This is a genomic window from Streptomyces sp. W1SF4 (assembly GCF_003950035.1).
GTDB lineage: Bacteria > Actinomycetota > Actinomycetes > Streptomycetales > Streptomycetaceae > Streptomyces > Streptomyces racemochromogenes.
Map to the genome: position 1 here is coordinate 4,998,906 of NZ_CP034350.1, position 25,912 is coordinate 5,024,817.

The following is a 25,912-nucleotide window of genomic DNA, read 5'->3' on the forward strand; positions in this document are numbered from 1 at the left end:
CGTGGCCATGAGCGAAACCCCGGACAGCGTCGTCCGCACGTACATCGACACCCACCGCGCCGCCTTCCTCGACGACCTCGCCGAGTGGCTGCGCATCCCCTCCGTCTCGGCGCAGCCCGAGCACGCGGACGACGTACGCCGCAGCGCCGACTGGCTCGCCGCGAAGCTCAAGGAGACCGGCTTCCCGGTCACCGAGGTGTGGGACACCCCGGGCGCCCCCGCCGTGTTCGCGCACTGGCCGGCCGCCGACCCGGCCGCCCCCACCGTCCTCGTCTACGGGCACCACGACGTCCAGCCCGCCGCCCTCGCCGACGGCTGGCACACCGAGCCGTTCGAGCCGGTCGTCAAGGACGGCCGGATGTACGGGCGCGGCGCCGCCGACGACAAGGGCCAGGTCTTCTTCCACACCCTCGGCCTGCGCGCCCACCTCGCCGCGACCGGGGCCGAGGCCCCCGCCGTGCACCTCAAGCTCCTCATCGAGGGCGAGGAGGAGTCCGGCTCCCCGCACTTCCGCGACCTCGTCGAGGCCCGCGCCGCCGCACTCGCGGCCGACGTCGTGATCGTCTCCGACACCGGCATGTGGTCCGAGACCACCCCCACCGTCTGCACCGGCATGCGCGGCGTCGCCGACTGCGAGATCGACTTCCACGGCCCCGACCAGGACATCCACTCGGGCGCCTTCGGCGGTGCCGTGCCCAACCCGGCCACCGTCGCCGCCCGCGTCGTAGCGGCGCTGCACGACGAGGACGGCCGGGTCACGCTCCCCGGCTTCTACGACGGCATCGCCGAGCTCACCGACGCCGAGCGCCGGCTGATCTCCGAACTGCCCTTCGACGAGGCCGAGTGGCTGCGCACGGCCAAGTCGTACGCGGCCGCCGGCGAGGCCGGGTACTCCACCCTCGAGCGCGTCTGGGCCCGCCCGACCGCCGAGGTCAACGGCATCGGCGGCGGCTACCAGGGCCCCGGCGGCAAGACCATCGTGCCCGCCTCCGCCCACCTGAAGCTGTCGTTCCGCCTGGTCTCGGGGCAGGACCCGTACGAGGTCGAGGCGGCCTTCCGGGACTGGCTCGCGGCCCGCGTCCCCGCCGGGATCCGGTACTCCGTCACCTTCGGCGCGCCCACCCGCCCCTGCCTGACCCCGCTGGACCACCCGGCGCTGCGGTCCGTCGTCCGCGCCATGGGCCGCGCCTTCGGCCGGCAGGTCCGCTTCACCCGCGAGGGCGGCTCGGGCCCGGCGGCCGACCTCCAGGACGTGCTGGACGCGCCCGTCCTGTTCCTCGGGATCTCCGTCCCGTCCGACGGCTGGCACTCGCCGAACGAGAAGGTCGAGCTCGACCTGCTCCTCAAGGGCGTGGAGACCACCGCCTACCTGTGGGGCGACCTCGCCGCGAACTGGTCGCCGCCGCGGCCCGCGGCGGCCACCGCCGCCACGGCCTGAAGAGCCCGAAGCACGTCCCGTACGCCTGCCTTGTCCCACCACCGGGGGAGTTGGAAGTACCAGTGAGCACCCACACCGAGCGTCCTCTCTCGCTCACCGCGCCCAGCGGCATCGACCGCGCCGCGCACCACCGCCTCGACGAGGCGTGGCTCGCCGCCGCCTGGAGCCACCCGACGACCCGCGTCTTCGTCGTCTCCGGCGGCCAGGTGCTGATCGACGACACCCCCGACGGCGGCACGGGCATCGTGATGACCCCCGCCTTCGAGGCCCCGGTCACCGAGACGCACCGGTACTTCCTGGGCACGGACGAGGACGGCATACGGTACTTCGCGCTGCAGAAGGACTCCCTGCCGGGCCGCATGGACCAGTCGGCCCGCCCGGCCGGGCTCCGCGAGGCCGGGCTGCTGCTGAACCCGCGCGACGCGGGCCTGATGGTGCACGCGGTGGCGCTGGAGAACTGGCAGCGCATGCACCGCTTCTGCTCCCGCTGCGGCGAGCGCACCGTCGTGGCGGCGGCCGGCCACATCCGCCGCTGCCCGGGCTGCGGGGCCGAGCACTACCCGCGCACCGACCCGGCGGTGATCATGCTGGTCACCGACGAGCGGGACCGGGCGCTGCTGGGCCGCCAGGTGCACTGGCCGGAGGGCCGCTTCTCGACGCTGGCGGGCTTCGTGGAGCCGGGCGAGTCGATAGAGCAGTCCGTGGTCCGCGAGGTGTGGGAGGAGGCGGGGGTGCGCATCGGCGAGGTCGAGTACGTCGCCAGCCAGCCCTGGCCGTTCCCGTACAGCCTGATGCTGGGCTTCAACGCCCGCGCGGTCAGCTCGGAGATCACGGTCGACGGCGAGGAGATCCAGGAGGCCCGCTGGTTCTCCCGCGAGGACTACCGCGCGGCGATCGAGGCCGGCGAGGTGCTGCCCCCGTCGGGCATCTCCATCGCGGCCCGCCTGGTCGAGCTCTGGTACGGGCAGCCTCTGCCCAAGGGGCCCTCGGCGGTCTGAGCCGCCGGCGCCCGGCCGCGTCCACGGCGGGCACCGCCCCGGACGCGGAACGGCCCCCGCCGTGGCGGGGGCCGTTCCGGAAGCGCGCGTCGCGGACGGTCAGACGGCGAGGGCCTGCTTGACCTGGGCCAGGCTCGGGTTCGTCATCACGGACTCGCTGCCGGCGGCGGACTTCACGAGCACGGTGGGGACCGTCTGGTTGCCGTTGTTGGCCTTCTCCACGAACGCCGCGGACTCCGGGTCGAGCTCGATGTTGATCTCGTTGTACGCGATGCCTTCGCGGTCCAGCTGGGTCTTCAGCCGACGGCAGTAGCCGCACCAGGTGGTGCTGTACATCGTGACGGTGCCGGTGTCCTGCATGCTCGCTCCTCTGTGGGATGTCGGTGGATCGCGGGGCCGGTGGTGATCCGAGGAGTCGAACGTCCCGCCCCGCCGTGCCATTCCCGCCGCGCCGCCCGGTGTGACCGATCCGACTGCCGGCCGGCCCGTTCCCGGCCCGTTCCCGGCCCGGCCGCGGCCGGGCCTTGCGGCACCTGCTGATCCACCGGTCCGGCCGGTACGACGGATCCCGCGAGCCTGTGGACGGGTTTCCCGTCCGGCCCACCGGACCTGGCAGCATGGCGGGGTGACAGCAGCAACGCACTCCTCATCCGTACCGGCCGGCGGCGGCGCGCCCGACGTCGACGCCGACGCCGTGCTCCAGGGCCTGGACCCGGAGCAGCGCGAGGTCGCCACGACCCTGCGCGGCCCGGTGTGCGTGCTGGCGGGTGCCGGTACCGGCAAGACCCGCGCGATCACCCACCGCATCGCCTACGGCGTCCGCTCGGGCCAGCTGATGCCGGCCAGCGTGCTCGCCGTCACCTTCACCAACCGGGCCGCCGGTGAGATGCGCGGCCGGCTGCGCTCCCTCGGCGCGGGCGGTGTCCAGGCCCGCACCTTCCACTCCGCGGCCCTGCGCCAGCTCCAGTACTTCTGGCCCCGGGCGATCGGCGGGGAGGTGCCCCGGCTCCTGGAGCGCAAGATCCAGTTCGTGGCCGAGGCCGGCGCGCGCTGCCGCGTCCGCCTCGACCGCAACGAGCTGCGCGACGTCACCGGCGAGATCGAGTGGGCCAAGGTCACCCAGACCGTCCCCGCCGACTACCCGGCGGCCGCCCTCAAGGCCGGCCGCGAGGCCCCCCGCGACATGGCCGAGATCGCCCAGATCTACGGCACGTACGAGCAGCTCAAGCGCGACCGCGGCATGATCGACTTCGAGGACGTGCTGCTCCTGACCGTCGGCATCCTCCAGGACCGCCACGACATCGCCGAGCAGATCCGCACCCAGTACCAGCACTTCGTGGTGGACGAGTACCAGGACGTCAGCCCGCTCCAGCAGCGCCTGCTGGAGCTGTGGCTCGGCGACCGCGACAGCCTCTGCGTCGTCGGGGACGCCAGCCAGACGATCTACTCCTTCACCGGCGCCACCCCCGACCACCTGCTGAACTTCCGCACCCGCTACCCGCAGGCCACCGTGGTCAAGCTGGTCCGCGACTACCGCTCCACCCCCCAGGTGGTCCACCTCGCCAACGGCCTGCTGAACCAGGCCCGCGGCCGGGCCGCCGAACACCGGCTGGAGCTGGTCTCCCAGCGCGAGCCCGGCCCCGACCCGGTCTACGCCGAGTACCCCGACGAGCCCGCCGAGGCCGAGGGCGTGGCCCGCCGGGTCCGCGACCTGATCGCGGCCGGGGTCCCGGCCGGCGAGATCGCCGTGCTCTACCGCATCAACGCCCAGTCCGAGGTCTACGAGCAGGCCCTCGCCGACGCCGGCGTCCCGTACCAGCTGCGCGGCGCTGAGCGCTTCTTCGAGCGCGCCGAGGTGCAGAAGGCGGTCCTCGCGCTGCGCGGAGCCGCCCGCTCCGCCGGCAACGACCCGCTGCTCGACGACGTCGTCGAGCTCGGCGCCCAGGTCCGGGCCGTGCTCAGCTCCACCGGCTGGACCGCCGAGCCGCCGGCCGGCTCCGGCGCCGTGCGCGACCAGTGGGAATCGCTGGCCGCGCTGGTCCGCCTCGCCGAGGACTTCGCCCGCTCCCGCCCCGGCGCAGGGCTGGCCGAGCTCACCGTCGAACTGGACGAGCGCAGGGCCGCGCAGCACGCGCCGACCGTCCAGGGCGTCACCCTCGCCTCGCTGCACGCCGCGAAGGGCCTGGAGTGGGACGCCGTCTTCCTGGTCGGCCTCACCGACGGCATGGTGCCGATCACGTACGCCAAGACCGACGAGCAGGTCGAGGAGGAACGCCGGCTGCTCTACGTCGGCGTCACCCGGGCGCGGCTGCACCTGACCCTCTCCTGGGCGCTCTCCCGGGCCCCGGGCGGCCGGGCCTCCCGTCGCCCCAGCCGCTTCCTGAACGGGCTGCGGCCGGGCTCCGCGGCCCCCGCCGGCCGGGCGGGCGCCGCGGCCGAGGGCGCGCCGCGCAAGCGGGGCCGCCGCGGGCCGGTGCTGTGCCGGGTCTGCGGCCGGACCCTGACCGAGGCCGGGGACATCAAGCTGATGCGCTGCGGGGACTGCCCCTCGGACATGGACGAGGGGCTCTACGAGCGGCTGCGGGAGTGGCGGGCCACTCAGTCGAAGCTCCAGGGAATGCCCGCATATTGTGTGTTCACGGACAAAACCCTCATGGCCATCGCGGAGGCGGCGCCCTCCGAGCCTGGAGAGCTCGCGATGATCTCCGGCGTGGGGGGCCGCAAGCTCGACCGCTACGGGACCGACGTCCTGGCCATCTGTGCTGGTCAGGAGACTGACGGTGAGGATTCTGACGACGCGTAGAAACTCGTCGGAAAAATAGTTTGCACATGCCCGGCGAAGCCCCATAGGTTCTTAGCAACGGAAACGGTGGCTTCTCCGAAGCTCCGGATCCGTGCTGTACTTATCCGAATACATGGGACAGGCCCCCGGGCCGAGTCCCCGAGACGCCGAGAGGAGGCGAGACCAGTGACCAGCTTCATGACCTTCACCAAAATGACCGATCGCTCGGTCGCCGCTTCCTGCCTGCTCGGTTCCGTCTCCCTCCGGGGCACCGGTCTGTCCGCGATTGCCGCTGACGGCCCCGCCCTGCTGGCGACCCTTCCGGTCAGCGAGCGCAACGAGCGACCGACCCAGGCACTGGTGGCAGTAGCGGGAGCCCAGAAGGCGCATGGCGCCTATGGCTTCGCGGCCGCGGCCGGTGCCGGATCCAAGACGCAGCAGACGCAGAACAAGCAGCACCACCTGATGTGGGCCTTCCGCGGGCTCGAACCCTGGAGTGATCCAGCCTGATCGCATGATCAGGCCGGCGCCTTCAGGGCCGCGGAACCCCACCCGGGATCCGCGGCCCTTCTGTTTGTCCCCGAACGGGGACGACGGAGCGAAGGGGCCTCGGGACTGGCAAGGCCAGGTACCACAGCCGCCACCCGGCCGACCGGCCGGAACGACTAGCCGAACAAGACGAGGAAGAAAACACCGTGCAACTCGAAGCGCACGCCCCGTCCGTACCGCAGACCCAAACGATCTCCCCGCCCGCAGTCCCGGAGGACCACGCCTTGACCCCCCTCACCGCGCTCACCGCGCTCGACGACGCCATCGAGAACCTCGGCGTCCCCGTACCGTGCCGCACCTTCGACCCCGAGGTCTTCTTCGCCGAGTCCCCGGCGGACGTCGAGTACGCCAAGTCCCTCTGCGGCACCTGCCCGCTGGTCGAGGCCTGCCTCGCCGGCGCCAAGGAGCGCCGCGAGCCCTGGGGCGTCTGGGGCGGAGAGCTCTTCGTCCAGGGCGTGGTCGTGGCCCGCAAGCGGCCGCGTGGCCGCCCGCGCAAGAACCCGGTTGCAGCGGCATGACCGCCATCGGAACCATCGACCGCCCCCTCACGCACGACCCCTTGAAGCAGGCCCCCATGTCCCCCCACGCCACCACGAGCGAGCAGCCGCACGGCTCCGCCACCGCAGACTTCATCACCGCAGGCGCGACCACCTCGCGTCAGAACAGGACCCGCGAAATGCAACTCATCCCAGAAGCCCTGGCCCGTGCCCATATGGACGACCGCATGCGCGAGGCGGACGCCGAGCGTCACGCCCTGCGCCTGGTCGCCGCGCGGCGCATGCAGCGAAGGGCCGAGCGCGTCTCCATGCGCGCCCGGCGCGCGCTGGCCATGGCCGTCATGCACTGAGCGGCCGACCGGCCCGACCGGGCCGCAAGCCGCTCGAAAGCGACGTGAAAGCCACGTGAAAGGCGCCGGAGCCCGCTGAACACAGCGGGCGACGGCAGACCCCGGGGGGACCGGTCCGAACGGACCGGTCCCCCCGGTGCGTTGCGGGGCCCCGCGCGGGCCGACGGGGATATCGTCTGGTGGTGGACCAGCCGACCCCCCACCCCACCCCGCCGGGGCCCGAGGCCCCGACCGTCGTCTGCGCGCGCTGCGGAGCCCGTTCCCCGGAAGGCGGCCCGCCGCCCACCTGGACGTGCTCGGTGGAGAACGGGACCAGACAGTACTTCTGCGTCGACTGCGCGCGCGCCAACCTCCGGGCGATCGAGGGCAGGCTCGACTCCTCCTGGTGGTGACCCCCGCCCGGATCAGTCCTCGGGCAGGAACCCCGGCAGCCAGGACTCCAGTTCGTCCCGCAGCCGCACCGTCGCGCCCAGCTGGCACAGCACCCCGATGGTGCTCAGAGTCACCCGGTGGATCAGCAGGTAGGACGGCGGCAGGTTGATCTGCCGCCCCAACTGGTGGGCGGGCGAGCGGGGATCGGCGATCCGCGCCGCCTGCCCGCGCAGCCACGGCCGGGTGAAGGTGAACTCCTCGGCCTCGGCGGGCTCGATGATGGGCTTGAGGTAGTCCAGCACCGCGTCCGGGTCGAGCTCGATGCTCTTCCTGACGAACCCCTCGGCGCACAGGTGCCCGTAGACCCCCTCGGCGTCCCCCTCCAGGGTCATCCGCAGGGAGCGGCCGATGGGCTTGGGCCAGCCCCCCGGCAGCCGGTCCACCGTGCCGAAGTCCAGGACGCCCAGCCGCATCCGGCCGTCCGCCCCCGACACCAGCCGGAAGTTGCCCGGATGCGGATCGGCGTGCAGCAGCCCCGTGCGCGCGGGCCCCGAGAAGAGGAACCCGGCCAGCAGCTGCCCGGCACGGTCGCGCTCCTCCCGCGTCCCGTCGGCGATCACCTCGGAGAGCGGGGTGCCCTCCAGCCACTCCGTCACCAGCACCTGGTCACCCTGGTACACGACGTCCGGGACGACCACGTCCTCGTCGGCGGCGAATGCGTCGGCGTGGGTGCGCTGCGCCTCGGCCTCCAGCTCGTAGTCCAGCTCCTCCGCGACCCGGTCGCGCAGTTCGGTGATCAGCGGCTTGAGGTCCATGCCCGGGACCAGCGGCCCCAGCAGGCCCGCGAACCGGCCCAGCTGCTTGAGGTCGGACAGCAGCGCCTCCCCGGCCCCCGGGTACTGGACCTTGACCGCCACCTGCCGCCCGTCGTGCCACACCGCCCGGTGCACCTGCCCGATCGAGGCGGCCGCGGCCGGCTTGTCCTCGAACTCCTCGAACAGCTCCCGCCAGTCCTCGCCGAGCCGCTCCGCCAGCACCTCGTGCACCCGTGCCGCCGGCAGCGGCGGGGCCGCCTCCTGAAGCTTCGTCAGCGCCGCCCGGTAGGGCCCCGCGACCTCCTCGGGAAGCGCCGACTCGAACACCGAGAGGGCCTGCCCGAACTTCATCGCGCCGCCCTTCAGCTCCCCGAGCGTGCGGAACAGCTGCTCGGCGGTGCGCTGCTGGAGCTCGCGGGCCACGATCTCGGCCGACTTCCCGCCGATCCGCTTGCCCAGCCCCCAGGTGGCCCGGCCCGCGATGCCGAGCGGGAGCGCGGCCAGCTTGACGGTGCGCGTGACCGCCTTCCGGGGAAGATCGGACATGAGCCCCTCCAGTTTCCGGACTGCTGCGCCGCGAGCGGCGGTTCGGGGCGCGGCTCGGCCCCCGTCGCATCCTGCCATGGCCCCCCGGCCCCCCGGACCGGGGCACCCGCCCCGGCTCCGCCGGGAGTCCGGCGGCTCACGACCGCACCGCCGCGTCCGCCCCCGGTCCGGCCGCGGGTCCGGGCCCGGCCGCCGGTCCCGGGGCCGCGGCCGCGCAGGGGCAGTCCGGGTGCGGGCGCAGCGCGGTGCGCTGCCAGTGCAGCCCGGGCAGGGCGGCCTCCCACCGGGCGGCCGTCGAAGCGGGCAGCTGCCCGTCGAGGAAGGCCAGGGCGTGCGCCGCGGCCAGGCCGGCCACCGCCGTGGACAGCCCCAGGTCGCAGGCCCCCGCCCCGCGCCGGCGGTGCGCCGAGCGCCACTGGACCAGCATCCGGGGCCAGGCCGGGTCACCGTCGACGCGGTCGCGCTCCATGCACCCCGCGCAGGCCGTGGACCCGGGCAGCACCAGGGGCCCGACCAGCCCCGTCCCCTCCAGCACCCCCGCGTACAGGTGCGGGGTGCCCGTCGCCACCCAGTCCGCGGCCGTAGCCGGATCGGGTGCCCACGCCTGGAGGCCGTCCCTGGGCGCGAGGACCACCAGTGCCGGCTCCGGCCCCGGGCCCCCGGGATCGCCCGCACCCGGAGCCCGCCCCGGCGCCGCCGCCCGCACCAGTGTCGCCGCCGCCTCGGCCCGCGGCCGGCCCACGCTCCCCGGATCCAGCCCGCCCGGAGCCACGTCGGCGGCCTCCACCCGGCCCCCGTCGAGCACGTCGACCCGCCCCACCCCGGCCCCCGCCAGCACGGCGGCGATCACCGCCCCCACCCGGCCGCTCCCGCGCACCTGGACCCGTAACGCCCTGCGCGCCGCCACCCCCCGCAGGTCACCGCCCGGCTCCCGGTGCACCAGCGAGAGCGAGCCCAGATCGGGCCCCAGCCGCTCCAGCACCTCCGGCCTCCCGCGCACGGCCTGCGCCCGCGGCCCCCCTGCGGTGAGGTCGTCGAGCAGCCCGGCCCCTGCGAGGTGCCGGACCAGTCCGTCCACCTGCCCCTCGGGCAGCCCCATCCCGGCGCCCTCGGCCCGCAGCAGCTCCATGCCCCGCGTGCCGTCGATCCGGTCGATCAGCGACCCCGTCGCCGTGTCCAGCGGCCCGAGCACCACCGCGTGGGCGGGCGTCACCCCGAACTGGACCGTCTGCAGGTCCCGCCACGCCCGCGCCAGCGCGGGCTTCACCTTCGGATACATCACTGCCACCCCGTCCCGTTCCGTCCCGAGCCATCCCGACCCGTCCCGACGCATTCCCCGTCTCCGCCACCATGCCCGGCCGCCGGACCGGGCGCGGAGATTCGTCCACAGGCAAGGGGTATTGGTCATATCGGATGAGGAATGGCCGTGTTTGTGACCTTCCGGGGAACCGATCACGTTCCGAACCGCGGACGCGCGGGATTTCCCCCACGGCGACCGGGTACCGTCGAGGCGTGCCAGCCGCCGACCCGCCACAGCGCGCCGTCGAAGTACGCCGGAGCGCGCGCCGCCGCAGGACCGTGTCCGCCTACCGCGAGGGCGAGCGGACCGTCGTCCTGATCCCCGCCCGGATGTCCGAGGCCGAGGAGCGGCGCTGGGTGGGCGTCATGCTCGACAAGCTCGCCGCCCAGGAGGGCAAGCGCACCCTCGGCGACGCGGAACTGATCGCGCGCGCCGAGCGTCTGTCCGAGCAGTACTTCGGCGGCCGCGCGCGTCCGCTCTCGGTCCGCTGGGTCACCAACCAGAACACCCGGTGGGGCTCCTGCACCCCCGCGGAGGGCAGCATCCGGCTGTCCCACCGCATCCAGGGGATGCCGGAGTACGTCGTCGACTACGTGCTGCTCCACGAGCTGGCGCACCTCCTGGTGCCCGGCCACGGCCCCCGTTTCTGGGAGCTGCTGGAGGCCTACCCGAAGACCGAGCGGGCCCGCGGGTTCCTGGAGGGAGTGGCCGCGGCGGAGCGCATGCCCCGGGTCCCGGCCCCCCGCGGGGAGTGACCCCGCGTCACGCGAGGCGGACGCGCGCCGGGCCGCGGCCGGGCCGGAAACGGGTCGGAACCAGGTCGGCACCGGCTTGGCCGGATGTCGTCAGGAGCCGTTAGCCTGAGCGGCACACATCGAGCAGTCGAAGTCGGGATGGGGGACGGTCGGACAGATGGCCAGGGAATTCCAACGCGGCCACAAGGCCAGGATCAGTGACCTGACGGCGGGCACCGATCTGTACGTGGGCGTCCAGATCGCCGGGCCCGGGCTCACCTTCGACATCAGCTGCTTCGGCCTCGACGCCGACGAGCGCCTGTCGGACGACCGTTACTTCGTCTTCTACAACCAGCCGAAGTCGCCCGAGGAGTCCATCCAGCAGCTCGGCCCCCAGGCCGGGGACACCGAGTCCTTCCGGGTGACCCTCGACCACGTGCCCGCCTCCATCCACAAGCTGTCCTTCAGCGCCACCCTCGACGGCGCCGGCCAGATGTCGCAGATCGGCCCCGGCTACATCCGGATCGTGGCCGGCGGCGAGGAAGTCGTCCGGTACTCCTTCAACGGCTCCGAGTTCAGCACCGAACGCGCCCTGATGATCGGCGACTTCTACCGCAAGGACGTCTGGCGCTTCGCCGCCGTCGGCCAGGGCTTCGACGGCGGCCTCGCCGCGCTGCTGGAGCACTTCGGCGGAGAGGTCGCCGAGGACGAGCCGCAGCCCGAGCCCCAGGCCCCGGCCCACCCGCCGGCCCCGGCCCAGCCGCAGGCCGCCGCCCCCGCGTTCGCGCCGCCCCCGCAGGCCGCCGCCCCGGCCCCGTCCTTCGGCGCCCCGGTCCAGCAGCAGCAACCGCCCGCCTCCGCCCCGTACGCCCCGCCGCCGCAGCAGCCCCCGGCCCCGCAGCCCCCGGCGCCCGCCCCCGTGCACTCCGCGCCGACCATGGTCGGCCCGATCGGCACGCCCCCGGCCCCGTACGGCCAGCCGCCCCACCCGCCGCAGCAGCCCGGCCCGCCCTCGTACGGCCGGCAGCCCCAGCAGTCCTACGGCGCCCAGGTCCCGCCGCCGGCCCCCGCCCCCGCGCCCTACGGCCAGCAGCCGCAGCCCTCGTACGGCCAGGTCCCCGGCCAGCCGCCCGCCCCGCAGGCCCCCTACGGCCAGCAGCCCCCGTACGGCCAGCAGCCCCCGGCCCCCTACGGCCAGGCCCCGCAGGCCGCCGCGCCCGGCGCCGGCCTCGCCCTCGCCCTCCAGCCGTACAAGGAGGCCCCCACCGGCGCCCGCTGGACCCCGCAGAACCAGCAGCTCATGCGGGTCGACCTGTCGATGGGCGGCCAGGCCGTCCTCGCCCGCCAGGGCAGCATGGTCCTCTACCAGGGCAAGGTCGACTTCAGCTACAAGGGCGCGGGCTTCGCCGGCCGCATCGTCGGCAACGCCACCGGCCAGGAGATGCAGCTGATGCGCTGCACCGGCCGCGGGCAGGTCTTCCTCGCCGAGAACGGCGCCCACCTGCACGCCATCGAGCTCCAGGGCGACGGCATCTGCGTCTCCGCCGAGAGCGTCCTCGCCTTCGACGAGTCCCTCCAGCACGAGGTCCGCCGCATCGAAGGCCACGGCATCCCCGGCGGCGCCCTGTTCACCATGCTGTTCCAGGGCAGCGGCACGGTCATCGTCAAGACGCACGGCGTGCCCGTCGTCCTGCCGGTCACCCCCACGACCTTCGCCGACAGCAACGCCATCGTCGCCTGGTCCGCCGCCTCACAGGTGATCATTTCCAGCCAGGTCCGGCTGCGCCGCAACGCCTACCCGGGCCACAGCGGGGAGACCGTGAACCTCCAGTTCCGCGGCGCGCCCGGCAACTTCATCGTCGTCCAGCCGTACGAGGTCTGAGGGAGCCCCACATGAACGCCATGAACGCCATGAACCAGCAGCTCGCGGGCTACGCCCCGACCCCCGTCACGGCCCGCATGGAGAACCACGGCCGCGCCATGCTCAAGGTCGCCATGCAGAGCGGCCAGGACCTCTTCGCCCGCACCGGCTCGATGGTCGCCTACGAGGGCTTCGTCCAGTACGAGCCCAACCCGCCCGCCGTCCGCCAGATGGCCTCCCAGTGGCTGACCGGCGAGGGCGCGCCCCTGATGAAGTGCACCGGCGACGGCCTGCTCTACCTCGCCGACTACGGCGCCGACGTCGTCTGCATCAACCTCGCCAACGACGCCCTCTCCGTCAACGGCACCAACCTCCTCGCCTTCGACGCCCACCTCCAGTGGGGTGTCGAGCGGGTCAAGGGCATGGCGAAGTTCGCCGGCCAGGGCCTGTTCAACGTCCAGGTCGCCGGCACCGGCTGGGTCGCCATCACCTCGCGCGGCACCCCGATCGTGGTCGACTGCGGCCGCGGAGACGACGAGACGTACGTCGACCCGGACGCGCTCGTCGCCTGGTCCCCGAACCTCAAGGTCAAGGGGAAGCGCAGCTTCAAGGCCTCGTCGATGATCGGCCGGGGCAGCGGGGAGGCCTACCAGATGGCCTTCTCCGGCCAGGGCATCGTCGTCGTACAGCCCAGCGAGGACAGCACCGACCGGCTCCGGACCCGGGGCTGAGGGGGAGCGGACATCATGCAGAGCTCACTTTTCGGCCATGCCGAGCAGCAGTCCCAGGACCGCTACGCCATCCAGAACCCCCAGCTCCTGCGGGTCACCCTGAACGGCTCCGACGACGTCCTGGCCCGCAAGGGATCGATGGTCGCCTACCAGGGCATCGTCGACTTCGACGGCGAGTACCAGAGCAGCAACCAGCGGGGCGCCCGCCGCCGCACCGGCGAGGGCCTCGACCTGATGCGCTGCTCCGGCCAGGGCACCGTCTACTTCGCCAACCTCGCGCAGTACGTCCACGTCGTCGACGTGGACCACGACGGCCTCACCGTCGACAGCGGCTACGTCCTCGCCATGGACTCCACCCTGCACACCGAGGTCATCGCCGTCGACAGCCAGTACGGGATCTCCGGCTCCGGCAAGTACCAGCTCAACATCTCCGGCCGCGGCAAGGTCGCCCTCATGACCTCCGGCCAGCCGCTGATGATGCAGGTCACCCCCGACAAGTACGTCAACGCCGACGCCGACGCCATCGTCGCCTGGTCCACCTCGCTGCGCGTGCAGATGCAGGCCCAGACGCACTCCACCGGCGTGTGGCGGCGCCGCGGCAACACCGGCGAGGGGTGGGAGCTCAGCTTCCTCGGCACCGGCTTCGCCCTGGTGCAGCCCAGCGAGGTGCTGCCCCCGCAGAGCGCCCAGCTCGGCCAGGGCCTCGCCGCCCAGTACGGCATGGGCCAGCACGGCGCGCACGCCCAGAACCAGAACAACGCCTGGAACTGACCGGCGCACCGGGAAGGGGCGGACCCGCACGGGCCCGCCCCTTCCCCGTCACCTCACGCGCCCAGCCGCGCCCGGGTGGCCTCCAGCAGCCGCACCACCGAGGTGTCGGCGACCGCCGCCACCTCCGCGTACGGGAACCAGCGCAGGTCCAGCGACTCGTCGCTGATCTCCGCCTCCACACCGGCCGGGGCCAGCACCGCGTACTGCACGTCCAGGTGCCAGTTGCACGGCGCGGGGATCGGATGCCGGTCCAGGCGCACCGGCCCGCCCGCCACCAGCGTCAGACCCGAGCCGATGCCCGACTCCTCCACGGCCTCGCGCATCGCCGCCCCGGCGAGGGTGGCGTCACCGGGCTCGCAGTGCCCGCCCATCTGCAGCCACATGCCGAGCTTCTTGTGCAGGGTCAGCAGCACCCGGCCGCCGGCCGGGTCGATCACCAGCGCGCTGCCCGTGACGTGCCCGGCCGTGCACGGCTTGTACATCCCCTCCGGGTGGGCGGCCAGGTGGTCCAGGTAGACCCCGCGCAGCTCTTCCTGCTGGGCGTCCGGGCCCTCGTACTCCTTCAGGACCCGGACCGCGTCGTCGTACAGGTTCACTTCTTGTCGTCGCCCTCTTCGTCACGCCGCCGGGCGGCCTCGCCGAGCATCTTGTCGATCTCCGAGAAGTCCAGCTGCTCGCGGTGCACGAACCCGTCCGGGTCGTCCAGGTCGGAAGCCGTCGGCAGCATGTCCGGGTGCTCCCACAGCCCGTCGCGGCCGTCCACGCCGCGCGCGTCCGTGAGCGAGGCCCACAGCCGCGAGGCGTCCCGCAGCCGCCGCGGACGCAGCTCCAGCCCGATCAGCGTCGCGAAGGTCTGCTCCGCCGGACCGCCCGAGGCACGCCGCCGGCGCATGGTCTCGCGCATCGCGTCCGCCGAGGTCAGACGGGGCTTCGCCGCCTCGTGCACGACCGCGTCCACCCAGCCCTCGACCAGCGCGAGCGCCGTCTCCAGACGGGCCAGGGCGGCCTTCTGCTCCGGGGTGTCCTGCGGCTGGAACATACCGCCCTGGAGCGCCTCCTGGAGCTGCTCCGGGTTCGACGGGTCGAGCTGGCCGACCACGTCCTCCAGCTTCGACGTGTCCACCTTGATGCCCCGCGCGTAGCCCTCGACCGCGCCGAAAAGGTGCGAGCGCAGCCACGGCACGTGCGCGAAGAGGCGGGCGTGCGCCGCCTCGCGCAGCGCCAGGTACAGCCGCACCTCGTCCGAGGGGACGCTCAGGTCCTTGCCGAAGGCCTCGATGTTCAGCGGCAGCAGCGCCGCCCGCCCGGCCGGGCCCAGCGGCAGCCCGATGTCCGTCGAGCCGACGACCTCGCCCGCGAGCGTGCCCACCGCCTGCCCGATCTGCTGACCGAACATGGCCCCGCCCATGGAACGCATCATCCCGAGCAGCGGGCCCGCCATGGCCTGCATCTCCTCGGGCAGGACGCTGCCCATGGCCGCGCCGACGCGCTCGGCGACCGGGTCCACCAGCTCCTTCCACACCGGGAGGGTCGCCTCGACCCACTCGGCACGGCTCCACGCGACGGCCGCGTTGGCACCCGACGGCAGGGAGGTCACGCCGTCGAGCCACAGGTCGGCCAGGCGCACGGCCTCCTCGACCGCGGACTTCTCCGCGACGCCGACGCTCGCGTCCTTGACCCCGTCCGCGGTGCCCTGCGCGACGGTCTGGCGGGCGATGTCCTTGGCCATGTCCCAGTTCACGGGACCGCCCTCGTAGCTCAGCATCTGCCCGAGCTGCTGGAAGGCGGCACCGAGGTCGTTCGGGTTCATCGAGCCGAACATCGCGGCGAACGGATTCTCCGCACCGCCGGGGAAGCCGCCGGGAAGGCCGCCCGGGCCGAACCCGAAGGGATTGGCGGGACCTCCCTGGCCGCCCTTCTTGCCATTGTCGCCGTCCTCCGGCTCCTCCGGCGGAAGGCCGAATCCGAATGGGGTGTCGCTCACGGGTTTCCTCGGCTCGTAGGGCCGCCGGCGGGTGCCGACGGGCGATGGTCCGACAACACCACCCAGCCTAGACACCACTCCCGCTTCCGGGCTCGGTGCTCCGCCGGGTCCTGGGCTGCGGCAGGATGGACATCACCTGGTGGGTACGCGTCACAGCTCGTCCCCACTGAAGACAACCGCTGGAGACGCCCGGTGAGTTCCCCAGATCCGCAGGCTCGCGCGCCGCACGACGCCGAAAACCGCCCTGAGCACGACGACCGCGCCCCCGGCGTTCGCCAGCCGCGAAACCCGGCCGGCCCGCGCCGGCCGAGCCCCGTGATCGCGGTGACCGGCGCCGCGTCGGGGGTCGGCGCCGCCCTGGTGAGCCGCCTCGTCGAATCCGACGAGGTCAAGCAGGTCGTGGCCATCGACGAGCGGCGCGGGGACTGCGCCGCCGCCCAGTGGCACGTCCTGGACGTCCGGGACCCCGCCATCGCCGAGAAGCTGCGCGGCGCGGACGTCGTCGTCCACCTCGCGCTCGACCTCGACCTGGAGACGGACCCGGCCGCCCGCACCGCCTACAACGTGCGCGGCACCCAGACCGTGCTCACCGCCGCCGCCGCGGCCGGCGTGCACCGGGTCGTGCTGTGCACCTCGGCGATGGTCTACGGGGCCCTGCCGGACAACGACATCCCGCTCTCGGAGGACTCCGAGCTGCGCGCCACCGCCGAGGCCACCGGCGTCGGCGACCTGCTGGAGATCGAGCGCCTGGGCCGCCGCGCCCCCCGTGCCCACCCCGGCCTGAACGTGACCGTCGTCCGCCCCGCCATCCTGGTCGGCGGCACGGACACCGCCCTCACCCGGTACTTCGAGTCCCCGCGCCTGCTCGTCGTCGCCGGATCCCGGCCCACCTGGCAGTTCTGCCACGTCGAGGACCTGGTCAGCGCCCTGGAGTACGCCGCCCTGGAGAAGGCCGAGGGCGAGCTCGCCGTCGGCTGCGAGGGCTGGCTGGAGCAGGAGGAGGTCGAGGAGCTCAGCGGCATCCGCCGCATGGAGCTGCCCTCCGCCGTCGCGCTCGGCGCCGCGGCCCGGCTCCACCGGATCGGCCTGACCCCGTCCCCGGCCGGGGACCTCGCGTACACCATGCACCCGTGGGTGGTCAGCGTCAGCGGGCTGCACGCGGCCGGCTGGCGGCCCCGCTGGACCAACGAGGAGGTGCTGGCCGAGCTGCTCCAGGAGGTCGCGGGCCGGCACACCGTCGCCGGGCGCCGCCTCGGCCGCAAGGACGCCGCCACGGCCGCCGGCGCCGCCGGCGCCACGGTCGCCCTGCTCGGCGCGGCCGCCGCCGTACGCCGCGCCCGCCGCCGCCGCGGGCTCTGACCTGCGGGACACGGCCCCGGACCGGCCCGGTCCGGGGCGGCGCCGGTCTCCTGTAGGAGGATCCCAACCGACGCGCCGCGCCCCGGGCGAAACGGCTATTCCACCGGGTCGGCGGCTAGGGCACGATGGGGAACATGGCACCGCACTTCGACCACCCCGGCGAGCAGGCCGCCCAGGACCCCATCCGGCTGCTCGAGATCCGTGAGACCCCGCTCTCCATCGACGAGGTCTTCAAGGCCGTCGGCGACGACGCCACCGGAGGCACCACCCTCTTCGTCGGGACGGTGCGCAACCACGACGGCGGAGCGGACGTCGACTCGCTCGGCTACTCCTGCCACCCGACGGCGGAGGCCGAGATGCGCCGCGTCGCGGACCGCGTCGTGGCGAAGTACCCGGTCCGCGCGCTGGCCGCCGTACACCGCGTCGGCGACCTCGCCGTGGGCGACCTGGCCGTGATCGTCGCCGTCTCCTGCCCGCACCGCGGCGAGGCCTTCGAGGCCTGCCGGATGCTGATCGACGACCTCAAGCACGAGGTCCCGATCTGGAAGCACCAGACCTTCTCCGACGGCACCGAGGAGTGGGTCGGCGCCTGCTGAGGCCGGTGGGCGGGGGCCGGGCGCGGGGTCCTCACGGGCGGGCGGTAGCCTCACCCCCGTTCGGCCGCGCAACACGCCCTCGATTTGCGTAACCCCCCTCCGGGCACGAGCGTTGAAGCCACCAACGACACGCACTTTCGGGGCAGGGAGGCACGTTCATGGCATCACTGGTGTGGCTGCTGATTCCGCTGTTCGCCGCGATCGGAGCGGCGATATGGGGCAGCTGGGCGGCCCGCGACCGCACCCAGGGCGACATATCCGAACTGGCCGGCTACGCCAGGTTCCGCGAGGCCATGGACCGGGCCGACCGGGCGAGGACGAACGAAAAGGCGCACTCCGGTTCCGACGCCGTCTGACGCGTCCCGGACCCCGCCCTCCCCGTCCCCCCGCGGGCCCCCTCGGGACCGTGCCCGACCGGCTCCGACCGGGCTCCGACCAGGCCCCGGCTGAGAATCCGCTGAGAGTTCCGCCCGCGGGCCCCGTACGGACCGGCCCCACGGGCCGCCCGGCCGGGCCGTCCCGTACTGTCGATCCATGCCACGCCGCACCGCGACGATGCTCGCTTCCTTCCTCGTGCTGTTCGCGCTGCTCTGCGCGGGCGTCTTCATCAAGGTCCCGTACTCCGAGATGAGCCCGGGCCCGACCGTGAACACGCTGGGCGACTCGCGCGGCGAGCCGGTGCTGAGCATCTCGGGGCACCAGACGTACCCCACCAGCGGCCACCTCAACATGACCACCGTCCGCGTCACCGGCGCCGACTACGACATGAACCTGCTGGAAGCGGTCTACGGCTGGGTGGCCGGCGACAACATCGTCGTCCCGCACGAGAACCTCTACCCGAACGGCAAGACGGACAAGGAATCGACCCAGGAGAACGCCGAGGAGTTCAGCCAGTCGCAGGAGAGCGCCAAGGTGGCCGCCCTCAAGCAGCTCGGCATCCCGGTCACCGCCCGCGTCGTCGTCTCCACCGTCGTCAAGGGCAGCCCCTCCGAGGGCCGGCTGCACGCCGGGGACGTGGTCAAGGCGGTGGACGGCACCCCCGTCACCGTGCCCGGGGACGTCGCCAAGCTCGTGACCAAGCACAAGCCCGGCGAGCCCGTCGAGTTCACCATCGTGCCCGCCGCCGAGGCGGCCGAGGCCGAGAAGGCGAACCGCGAGCCCACCGGCAGCGCGAAGGTCACCGTCACCGCGGGCAAGGCGGAGGGCGACGGCCACGCCATCGTCGGCATCCGGGCCGGGACCGACCACACCTTCCCGTTCCCGATCGACATCAAGCTCGCCGACGTCGGCGGCCCGAGCGCCGGCCTGATGTTCGCCCTCGGCATCGTCGACAAGCTCACCCCCGAGAACCTCACGGGCGGCAAGTTCATCGCGGGCACCGGCACCATCGACGACGAGGGCAAGGTCGGCCCCATCGGCGGCATCCAGATGAAGACCATCGGCGCCCGCAACGCCGGGGCCGAGTACTTCCTGACCCCGGCCGAGAACTGCGCCTCGGCGGCCCGGCACACCCCCGAGGGCCTGACCCTCGTGAAGGTCTCCACCATCGGGGACGCCACCAAGGCCCTGGAGAAGATCGGCAAGGGGGACACGGCCGGACTGCCGAAGTGCACCGCGTCCTGACCGCGCCCCACCCGCGGCGGAACTAGGCCAGGGTCGCCGCCAGCGCGTCGGCCAGGCCCGGCACCAGGCCCGCGCCGGTCAGCACCTCGGTGGAGGAGTCCTTGTCCCGCAGCCGCACGGCCGACTCGCGCGAGCCGTCGCGCAGGACGCCCACCGTGAGGCGCACCTCCTGCCGCTCGGGGTGGGCGGCGACCCACTTGGTCAGCTGCTTGTCGTTCAGCCCGACCGGCACGGAGGCCTCCGCGGACGGCGGCAGCATCAGCCGCTCCACCGTCAGGGCGCAGCCGACGACCGCGTCGGGCCAGGCGATGGTGCCCAGGAACTTGTCCAGCGGGGTCCCGGCCGGCACCTCGTCCTGCTCGATCGGGGTGAGCTGGCTCTTGCCGGCGTCGTCCTGGTCCAGGCCGAGCTGCCCGGCGAGCCGGGGCTCCTGCCGGCGCAGGCGGGCCGTGTCGACCAGGGCGAAGAGGCGGGCCGGCTTGTCCCAGCCGAGGGTGGAGGCGTACTCGTCGATCTCGAGGACGGCGCGGGTCAGCGGACTGGCCGCCATGGGGGTGCCGGGGGAGGGCGAAAGGTTGGACATGGACAACATCCTGCCTCCTTTCCCCCCGATACCGGGAACTGACTAAAGCCTCAGTAAGTTGCATGAGTGGGCCCTACGATCGTGGGCCCAGGACCAGACACAGCGACTTTCGAGGTGCGCACCTTGGCTTTCCAGATGCCGGACCGCGGCGGAGGCCCCTCCGGGCCACGGATGAGAGTCGGCCGCCCCTCCCGGCGCGCCCGGACTCTTCTGACGACACTGGGCGTCCTTGCCGTCCTGGCCATGGCGTTCATCATGTTCGCCGGGTTCTGGACGGACTGGCTCTGGTTCCGCTCCGTCAAGTACTCCTCCGTCTTCACCACCACCCTGTGGACCAAGATCGGCCTCTTCGCCGTCTTCGGCCTGCTGATGGCCGGTGCGGTCGGGCTGAACATCTGGCTGGCGTACCGGCTGCGGCCGCCGCTCAGCGCGATGTCGATGGAGCAGCAGAGCCTCGACCGCTACCGGATGAGCGTCGCCCCGTACAAGAAGTGGCTGCTCCTGGCCATCGCGGCGATCGTCGGTCTGATCGCGGGCGCCTCGGCGGCCGGCCAGTGGAAGACCTGGCTGATGTACGTGAACGGGGTGCCCTTCGGCACGAAGGACCCCCAGTTCCACCTGGACGTGTCGTTCTACACCTTCGACCTGCCCTGGTACCGCTTCCTCCTCGGCTTCGGCTTCGCGGCCGTCGTGCTCTCCGTGATCGCCGCCGTCGTCGTGCACTACCTGTACGGCGGCCTGCGCGTGACCAGCCCGGGTGCCCGGGCCACCGCCGCGGCGACCGGCCACCTGTCGGTGCTGCTCGGCCTGTTCGTCACCCTGAAGGCCGTCGCGTACTGGCTGGACCGCTACGGCCTCGCCGTGAAGTCCAGCGACTTCAAGGCCGCCGACAACTGGACCGGCCTGCGCTACGTCGACGCCAACGCCTACCTGCCGGCGAAGACGATCCTCGTCGCCATCGCGGCGATCTGCGCGGTGCTGTTCTTCGCCACCCTGTGGCGGCGCACCTGGCAGCTGCCGGTCATCGGCTTCGGCCTGATGGTCCTCTCGGCGATCCTGATCGGCGGGCTGTACCCGGCGATCGTCCAGAAGTTCCAGGTCCAGCCGAACGAGCAGGCCAAGGAATCGCCGTACGTCGAGAAGAACATCAAGGCCACGCGCGACGCCTACGGCATCGACGGGGCCGACGTGAAGGACTACCCGGGCGTCCCGCAGACCGATGACCGCACCAAGCTGCGGTCGGTGGCCGACACCACGGCCAGCCTGCGCCTGCTCGACCCGAACATCGTCTCGCCCGCCTTCCAGCAGCTCCAGCAGGTCAAGGGCTACTACGGCTTCCCGTCCACGCTGGCGGTCGACCGGTACGCCGGCCAGGACACGGTCATCGGGCTGCGCGAGCTGAACATCGGCGGCATCCCGAAGAACAACTGGATCAACGACCACTTCAAGTACACCCACGGCTACGGGGTGGTCGCGGCCAAGGGCACCACCGTCAAGGACGGCGCCCCGGACTTCACGCAGTCGGACCTGCCCTCCAAGGGCATGTTCGGCACGGACTTCGAGCAGCGCGTCTACTACGGCGAGCAGACGAAGCAGTACTCGATCGTCGGCGGTCCGCAGAAGGAGCTCGACTACTCGGACGACAAGGGCGAGAAGGAGACCAGCTACAAGGGCAACTCCGGGGTCAACCTGGACAACCCGGTCAACCGCGCCGCGTACGCGCTCGCCTTCAGCGAGCCGCAGATCCTCTACTCCGGCGCCATCGGCGACGGCTCGCGGATCCTGTACAACCGCACCCCCAAGGACCGCGTCGAGGCCGTCGCGCCCTGGCTGACCATCGACGGGGCCCCGTACCCGGCCGTCGTCGACGGCCGGATCAAGTGGATCGTCGACGCCTACACGACGACCAACGGCTACCCGTACGCCTCCCGCACCACGCTGGGACAGAGCACCGCGGACTCGCTGACCAACAGCCAGCGCGCGGTGGTCGCCCAGGAGAACCAGGTCAACTACATCCGCAACTCGGTGAAGGCCACCGTCGACGCGTACGACGGCACGGTCGACCTGTACCAGTGGGACACCAAGGACCCGGTCCTGAAGACCTGGATGAAGGCGTTCCCGGGCACGGTGAAGCCCAAGAGCGAGATCTCCAAGCCGCTCATGGACCACATGCGCTACCCGCAGGACCTCTTCAAGGTCCAGCGCGAGCTGCTGACCCGGTACCACGTCACGGACCCGCAGACCTTCCTCAGCGGCAGTGAGGCCTGGGCCGTCCCGGACGACCCGACGACCAAGGCCGGCACGGCGGTCCCGCCGTACTACCTGTCGATGAAGATGCCGGGCCAGACGGAGAAGGACCAGGTCTTCTCGCTCACGACGACCTTCACGCCGAACGAGCGGCCCAACCTGAGCGCCTTCATGGCGGTGAACGCCGACCCCGGGACCCCGGACTACGGCAAGATCCGCATCCTGAAGATGCCGACGAGCAAGCCGCCGGACGGCCCCGGCCAGGTCCAGAGCAAGTTCCAGTCGGAGCCGAAGATCGCCGAGTCGATCCGGCTGCTGCGCGGCGGCGACTCGGAGATCGAGTACGGCAACCTGCTCGCGGTCCCGATGGACGGCGGAATGCTCTACGTGGAGCCGGTGTACGTGCGCAGCTCCGGGCTGAAGTACCCGCTGCTGCGCAAGGTGCTGGTGACCTACGGGGGCCAGACGGCCTTCGAGGACACCCTGGAGAAGGCGCTGAACGTGGTCTTCGGAGCCGAGGCCCCGACCACGCCGGTGCCGCCGACCACGCCGACGAACCCGACCACGCCGACGAACCCGAACACCCCGCCGACCGCGCAGGACCCGACGGTCAAGGCGGCCCTCGCCGACGCCCAGAAGGCGGTCGAGGAGGCCGACAAGGCGATGAAGGCGGGCGACTGGGCCGCGTACGGCAAGGCGCAGAACGACCTCCAGGCGGCGCTGAAGCGGGCGATCGACGCGGAGGCGAAGCTGACGGCGCCCAAGCCGGGCGGCTAGGCGGCGCGGAAACCGCGTAATGGTTCCGTCCCGCGTCGTGATACTGTGGTTTCACCGACGCGGGGTGGAGCAGCTCGGTAGCTCGCTGGGCTCATAACCCAGAGGTCGCAGGTTCAAATCCTGTCCCCGCTACTGAAGACGAAGGCCCGGATCCAATGGGATCCGGGCCTTCGTCATGTCCGGAGCACCGAAAAGGTGCTGGGGGGAGACACGGGGTCACTGGGGCGGGTGAGTTGGGGGGCGAGCGTGTTTGACTTGTCTCTCTGTGGGCATGTCGACAAAACGCTGTAGTGACCTCACTGGCTGCGACATACCAGGTGTACGCGGGTAGCAGGTGATGCGACGATGGGATTTATGGGGGACAGGTCAACTCTGCTGGAGACAGGGCGGTTTGTGAGGGCGGAGGCCGAGTCGGGCGCGGGAACGGGCGAGGCCGCTCCGACTGTTAACGCGCAGACCGCACTGACCGATGCGGATTTCTTGGACAAGCACAGCGCGGCAGAAGCCTTCGGGGACGCCGAGGGCGCCACCGACGCCGAGCTGGAGGCCCGCCACCGCGTGGCCGCCGACAAGGGCGACCCCGGCGCCATGAGCGTGCTCGGCGCGCTGCTGCTGCGCCGTGGCGACCTGGCGGGGGCCGAGCCCTACCTCCGCGGCGCCACCGGCGCCGGCGACCGTGCCGCCGCCAACAACCTCGGGGTCCTGCTCCTCCAGCGCGGCTACCCCGACGAGGCCGCCGGCTGGTGGCGGGTCGCCGCCGTCGCCGGATCCGCCCCCGCAGCGCACGCCCTGGGCCGCCACTACCGCGAGCGCGGGGACGAGCCCGCCGCCGAGTACTGGCTGCGCCAGGCGGCCGAGTCCGGGCACGCCCTGGGCGCGTACGGGCTGGCCGACCTGCTGGAACACCGCGGGGACAAGGGCGTCGAGCGCTGGTTCCGGGCCGCAGCCGAGCAGGGGCACCGCGAGGCCGCGTACCGGCTCGCCCGCCACCTGCGCAAGGGCGACCCCGCCGAGGCCGAGCAGTGGTACCGCCAGGCCGCCGCGCGCGGACACCGCCGCGCCGGCCTGCACCTGGGCGCCCTGCTGGAGGCGCGCGGCGAGCTGAAGGAGGCCGGCCGCTGGTACCTGAGCTCCGCCAAGCAGGGGGAGGCCCGGGCCGCCTGCGCCCTCGGCTTCCTGCTGCGCGACGCCGGTGACGAGGACAGCGCGGCCGCCTGGTGGCACCGCGCGGCCCAGGACGGCGACGGCAACGCGGCCAACGCCCTCGGCGCGCTGCACGCCGCCCGTGGCGAGACCCAGACGGCCGAGAAGTGGTACCGGGTCGCCATGGACGCCGGCGACCACAACGGCGCCTACAACCTCGCCCTGCTCTGCGCCGCCCAGGAGCGGACCGCGCAGGCCGAGCAGTGGTACCGCCGCGCCGCGTACGCCGGCCACCGCGAGGCCGCCAACGCGCTGGCGATCATGCTGCTCCAGGCCGGGGACGCGGCCGGCGCCGAGCCCTGGTTCTCCAAGGCGGCGGAGGCCGGCAGCGTCGACGCCGCCTTCAACCTCGGGATCCTCTTCGCCAGCCGGGACGAGGACCGCTCCGCCCTGAAGTGGTACGAGCGGGCCGCCGCCGCCGGCCACACCGACGCGGCGCTCCAGGTCGGGATCGCCCTCGTGCGCGACGGCGAGGAGCGCGCCGCCGAGCGGCACCTGCGCTGCGCGGCGGGCGGCGGCAGCGCGGAGGCGGCCTTCCGGCTGGCCGCCCTGCTGGAGTCGCTGGCCCCTCCGCCGGAGCCGGTGGCCCTGGGCGAGCCCGTCGGCGGGGCCGCCCGCAGCGAGAGCGAGGAGTGGTACGCCCGCGCCGCCGAGCAGGGCCACCGCCGGGCCCAGGTGCGGGTCGGGATGCTCGCCGCCGCCCGGGGCGACCTCGCGGTGGCCGCCCGGTGGTACCGGGAGGCGGCCGAGGCCGGCTCGCGCAACGGCGCCTTCAACCTCGGGCTGCTGCTGGCCCGCGAGGGCAACGAACCCGAGGCGGCCCTGTGGTGGACCCGCGCGGCGGTGGCCGGGCACGGCAGGGCCGCGCTCCGGCTCGGGCTGCTCGCCGCCCGGCACGGGGATCTCGCCGAGGGGCAGAAGTGGTGCGTCCGGGCCATGGAGCTGGGCCCGGCCGAGGTGGCCGAGCGCGCCGCCCGGCTGCGCGACGCCCTGGCGGAGGAACTGTCGGCGTAGGACGGCCGCCCGCCGGGGCGCCCGACAACTGATTTGCATCTGCCGGGTGTGCTCCCGTAGAGTCGTGTTCACCGACGCGGGGTGGAGCAGCTCGGTAGCTCGCTGGGCTCATAACCCAGAGGTCGCAGGTTCAAATCCTGTCCCCGCTACTGAAGGCCCGAGGCCCGGATCCCATGGATCCGGGCCTCGAGTCGTTTTCCGGGTCGTTCATGAACGCGAAGGGCGGGAACGAAGTACGGGAACGACGCGCGGGAACGCGCAGAAGGCCGGGAGCCCGGGGCTCCCGGCCTTCTTCCGTGAAGTGTCAGGCGCCCGCGCAGGTCGGGCACACCCCGCGGTACGTCACCTCGACCGCCGAGACCACGAAGCCGAAGCGCTCGCCGTCGGGCAGGTCGGCCAGCGGGTCGCCCGCCGGGTGGACGTCCCGGATGGCGCCGCACTGGGCGCAGACCAGGTGGTGGTGGGGGCGGTGGGCGTTCGGGTCGTACCGCTTGGCCCGCCGGTCCGTCGAGACCTCGAGGACCTCGCCGATCGACACGAGCTCGCCCAGGGTGTTGTAGACCGTCGCGCGCGAGATCTCGGGCAGTTTGGTCACAGCGCGTGCGTGCACCTCGTCTGCCGTCAGGTGAACGTGGTCACCGTCGAGCACCTCGGCCACGACGCGGCGCTGGGCGGTCATGCGCCAGCCGCGTCCGCGGAGTCGTTCCAGCAGGTCACTCATACAGGCCAGCCTAACAGTGGGGAATCAGTTCAGATCCCGAACTCGTGTGGACTTGGACATC

General features: G+C 72.9%; 24 protein-coding genes and 2 tRNA genes. 19 read left to right on the forward strand and 7 right to left on the reverse strand.

Annotated elements, in window-relative coordinates:
* Positions 1-7: 7 nt before the first annotated feature.
* Both D1J60_RS23475 and nudC read left to right on the forward strand, forming a co-directional pair.
* Positions 8-1,438, forward strand: coding sequence for a dipeptidase (locus D1J60_RS23475; protein WP_125822436.1), 1,431 nt, complete (start codon positions 8-10; stop codon positions 1,436-1,438).
* Positions 1,439-1,488: 50 nt separating this feature from the next.
* The gene (nudC, locus tag D1J60_RS23480) at positions 1,489-2,436 is read left to right on the forward strand and encodes an NAD(+) diphosphatase (protein ID WP_125603612.1); all 948 of its coding nucleotides are present in this window, start codon (positions 1,489-1,491) and stop codon (positions 2,434-2,436) included.
* Positions 2,437-2,535: 99 nt separating this feature from the next.
* Here nudC and D1J60_RS23485 read toward each other — a convergent pair whose 3' ends face one another.
* Complete coding sequence (locus D1J60_RS23485; protein WP_007266404.1) at positions 2,536-2,796, reverse strand: mycoredoxin; 261 nt, start codon at positions 2,794-2,796, stop codon at positions 2,536-2,538.
* A 265-nt stretch (positions 2,797-3,061) separates the two neighbouring features.
* Here D1J60_RS23485 and D1J60_RS23490 point away from each other — a divergent pair, with 265 nt between their 5' ends.
* The 5 genes from D1J60_RS23490 to D1J60_RS23510 all read left to right on the forward strand — a co-directional run bounded on the left by D1J60_RS23490 (position 3,062) and on the right by D1J60_RS23510 (position 7,006).
* Positions 3,062-5,239: an ATP-dependent DNA helicase UvrD2 gene (locus D1J60_RS23490; RefSeq protein WP_241253380.1), complete on the forward strand. Its 2,178-nt coding sequence runs from the start codon at positions 3,062-3,064 to the stop codon at positions 5,237-5,239.
* 177 nt (positions 5,240-5,416) lie between these two features.
* Positions 5,417-5,728 carry a hypothetical protein gene (locus tag D1J60_RS23495; RefSeq protein WP_125603615.1) on the forward strand — a complete coding sequence of 104 codons (312 nt, stop codon included), beginning with the start codon at positions 5,417-5,419 and terminating at the stop codon, positions 5,726-5,728.
* Positions 5,729-5,913: 185 nt separating this feature from the next.
* Positions 5,914-6,285: a WhiB family transcriptional regulator gene (locus D1J60_RS23500; protein WP_007266407.1), complete on the forward strand. Its 372-nt coding sequence runs from the start codon at positions 5,914-5,916 to the stop codon at positions 6,283-6,285.
* Positions 6,282-6,614 (forward strand): hypothetical protein, encoded by a 333-nt coding sequence (locus tag D1J60_RS23505; protein WP_125822437.1) that lies wholly within the window; start codon positions 6,282-6,284, stop codon positions 6,612-6,614. The genes D1J60_RS23500 and D1J60_RS23505 overlap by 4 nt, the downstream gene beginning before the upstream one ends.
* Positions 6,615-6,796: 182 nt before the next feature.
* Entirely contained in the window at positions 6,797-7,006 is a 210-nt protein-coding gene (locus tag D1J60_RS23510; RefSeq protein WP_125822438.1) for a hypothetical protein, read from the forward strand.
* A 12-nt stretch (positions 7,007-7,018) separates the two neighbouring features.
* Here the strand turns inward: D1J60_RS23510 and D1J60_RS23515 are convergent, their stop codons facing one another.
* Positions 7,019-8,347, reverse strand: a complete 1,329-nt coding sequence (locus D1J60_RS23515) for an AarF/ABC1/UbiB kinase family protein (RefSeq protein WP_125822439.1) — start codon at positions 8,345-8,347, stop codon at positions 7,019-7,021.
* A 136-nt stretch (positions 8,348-8,483) separates the two neighbouring features.
* Complete coding sequence (locus D1J60_RS23520) at positions 8,484-9,626, reverse strand: ThiF family adenylyltransferase (protein ID WP_125822440.1); 1,143 nt, start codon at positions 9,624-9,626, stop codon at positions 8,484-8,486.
* 233 nt (positions 9,627-9,859) lie between these two features.
* Between D1J60_RS23520 and D1J60_RS23525 the strand changes: the two genes are divergently transcribed.
* The 4 genes from D1J60_RS23525 to D1J60_RS23540 all read left to right on the forward strand — a co-directional run bounded on the left by D1J60_RS23525 (position 9,860) and on the right by D1J60_RS23540 (position 13,744).
* Positions 9,860-10,402, forward strand: coding sequence for a M48 family metallopeptidase (locus tag D1J60_RS23525; RefSeq protein WP_125605686.1), 543 nt, complete (start codon positions 9,860-9,862; stop codon positions 10,400-10,402).
* A 157-nt stretch (positions 10,403-10,559) separates the two neighbouring features.
* On the forward strand, positions 10,560-12,263 hold the full coding sequence (locus D1J60_RS23530; RefSeq protein WP_125822441.1) for a TerD family protein: 1,704 nt from the start codon (positions 10,560-10,562) through the stop codon (positions 12,261-12,263).
* A 29-nt stretch (positions 12,264-12,292) separates the two neighbouring features.
* The gene (locus D1J60_RS23535) at positions 12,293-12,973 is read left to right on the forward strand and encodes an AIM24 family protein (protein WP_125824162.1); all 681 of its coding nucleotides are present in this window, start codon (positions 12,293-12,295) and stop codon (positions 12,971-12,973) included.
* Positions 12,974-12,988: 15 nt separating this feature from the next.
* The gene (locus D1J60_RS23540; RefSeq protein ID WP_125594305.1) at positions 12,989-13,744 is read left to right on the forward strand and encodes an AIM24 family protein; all 756 of its coding nucleotides are present in this window, start codon (positions 12,989-12,991) and stop codon (positions 13,742-13,744) included.
* Positions 13,745-13,797: 53 nt separating this feature from the next.
* Here D1J60_RS23540 and D1J60_RS23545 read toward each other — a convergent pair whose 3' ends face one another.
* Together D1J60_RS23545 and D1J60_RS23550 are read right to left on the reverse strand one after the other, a co-directional pair.
* Positions 13,798-14,340, reverse strand: a complete 543-nt coding sequence (locus D1J60_RS23545) for an NUDIX hydrolase (RefSeq protein ID WP_125822442.1) — start codon at positions 14,338-14,340, stop codon at positions 13,798-13,800.
* Positions 14,337-15,728, reverse strand: a complete 1,392-nt coding sequence (locus tag D1J60_RS23550) for a zinc-dependent metalloprotease (RefSeq protein ID WP_125822443.1) — start codon at positions 15,726-15,728, stop codon at positions 14,337-14,339. The genes D1J60_RS23545 and D1J60_RS23550 overlap by 4 nt, the downstream gene beginning before the upstream one ends.
* 192 nt (positions 15,729-15,920) lie before the next feature.
* Between D1J60_RS23550 and D1J60_RS23555 the strand changes: the two genes are divergently transcribed.
* The 4 genes from D1J60_RS23555 to D1J60_RS23570 all read left to right on the forward strand — a co-directional run bounded on the left by D1J60_RS23555 (position 15,921) and on the right by D1J60_RS23570 (position 19,306).
* Complete coding sequence (locus D1J60_RS23555; RefSeq protein ID WP_125594302.1) at positions 15,921-17,087, forward strand: SDR family oxidoreductase; 1,167 nt, start codon at positions 15,921-15,923, stop codon at positions 17,085-17,087.
* Between the two features lie 134 nt (positions 17,088-17,221).
* Entirely contained in the window at positions 17,222-17,683 is a 462-nt protein-coding gene (locus D1J60_RS23560; RefSeq protein WP_125594301.1) for a molybdenum cofactor biosynthesis protein MoaE, read from the forward strand.
* A gap of 158 nt (positions 17,684-17,841) precedes the next feature.
* Positions 17,842-18,039 carry a hypothetical protein gene (locus D1J60_RS23565; protein ID WP_125818082.1) on the forward strand — a complete coding sequence of 66 codons (198 nt, stop codon included), beginning with the start codon at positions 17,842-17,844 and terminating at the stop codon, positions 18,037-18,039.
* A 178-nt stretch (positions 18,040-18,217) separates the two neighbouring features.
* Positions 18,218-19,306 carry a PDZ domain-containing protein gene (locus D1J60_RS23570; RefSeq protein WP_125822444.1) on the forward strand — a complete coding sequence of 363 codons (1,089 nt, stop codon included), beginning with the start codon at positions 18,218-18,220 and terminating at the stop codon, positions 19,304-19,306.
* Positions 19,307-19,328: 22 nt separating this feature from the next.
* Here the strand turns inward: D1J60_RS23570 and D1J60_RS23575 are convergent, their stop codons facing one another.
* Positions 19,329-19,898 carry a PPA1309 family protein gene (locus D1J60_RS23575; protein WP_125594298.1) on the reverse strand — a complete coding sequence of 190 codons (570 nt, stop codon included), beginning with the start codon at positions 19,896-19,898 and terminating at the stop codon, positions 19,329-19,331.
* Positions 19,899-20,024: 126 nt separating this feature from the next.
* Between D1J60_RS23575 and D1J60_RS23580 the strand changes: the two genes are divergently transcribed.
* From D1J60_RS23580 to D1J60_RS23595, 4 genes are all read left to right on the forward strand, one after another.
* Entirely contained in the window at positions 20,025-22,913 is a 2,889-nt protein-coding gene (locus D1J60_RS23580; RefSeq protein ID WP_241253596.1) for a UPF0182 family protein, read from the forward strand.
* A 58-nt stretch (positions 22,914-22,971) separates the two neighbouring features.
* A tRNA-Met gene (locus D1J60_RS23585) sits at positions 22,972-23,045 on the forward strand.
* Between the two features lie 213 nt (positions 23,046-23,258).
* A complete protein-coding gene (locus tag D1J60_RS23590) occupies positions 23,259-25,130 on the forward strand; it encodes a tetratricopeptide repeat protein (protein ID WP_125594296.1) in 1,872 nt (623 codons plus the stop codon).
* Positions 25,131-25,205: 75 nt separating this feature from the next.
* A tRNA-Met gene (locus D1J60_RS23595) sits at positions 25,206-25,279 on the forward strand.
* Between the two features lie 155 nt (positions 25,280-25,434).
* Here the strand turns inward: D1J60_RS23595 and D1J60_RS23600 are convergent.
* A complete protein-coding gene (locus D1J60_RS23600; RefSeq protein ID WP_125822446.1) occupies positions 25,435-25,851 on the reverse strand; it encodes a Fur family transcriptional regulator in 417 nt (138 codons plus the stop codon).
* Positions 25,852-25,912 lie beyond the last annotated feature (61 nt).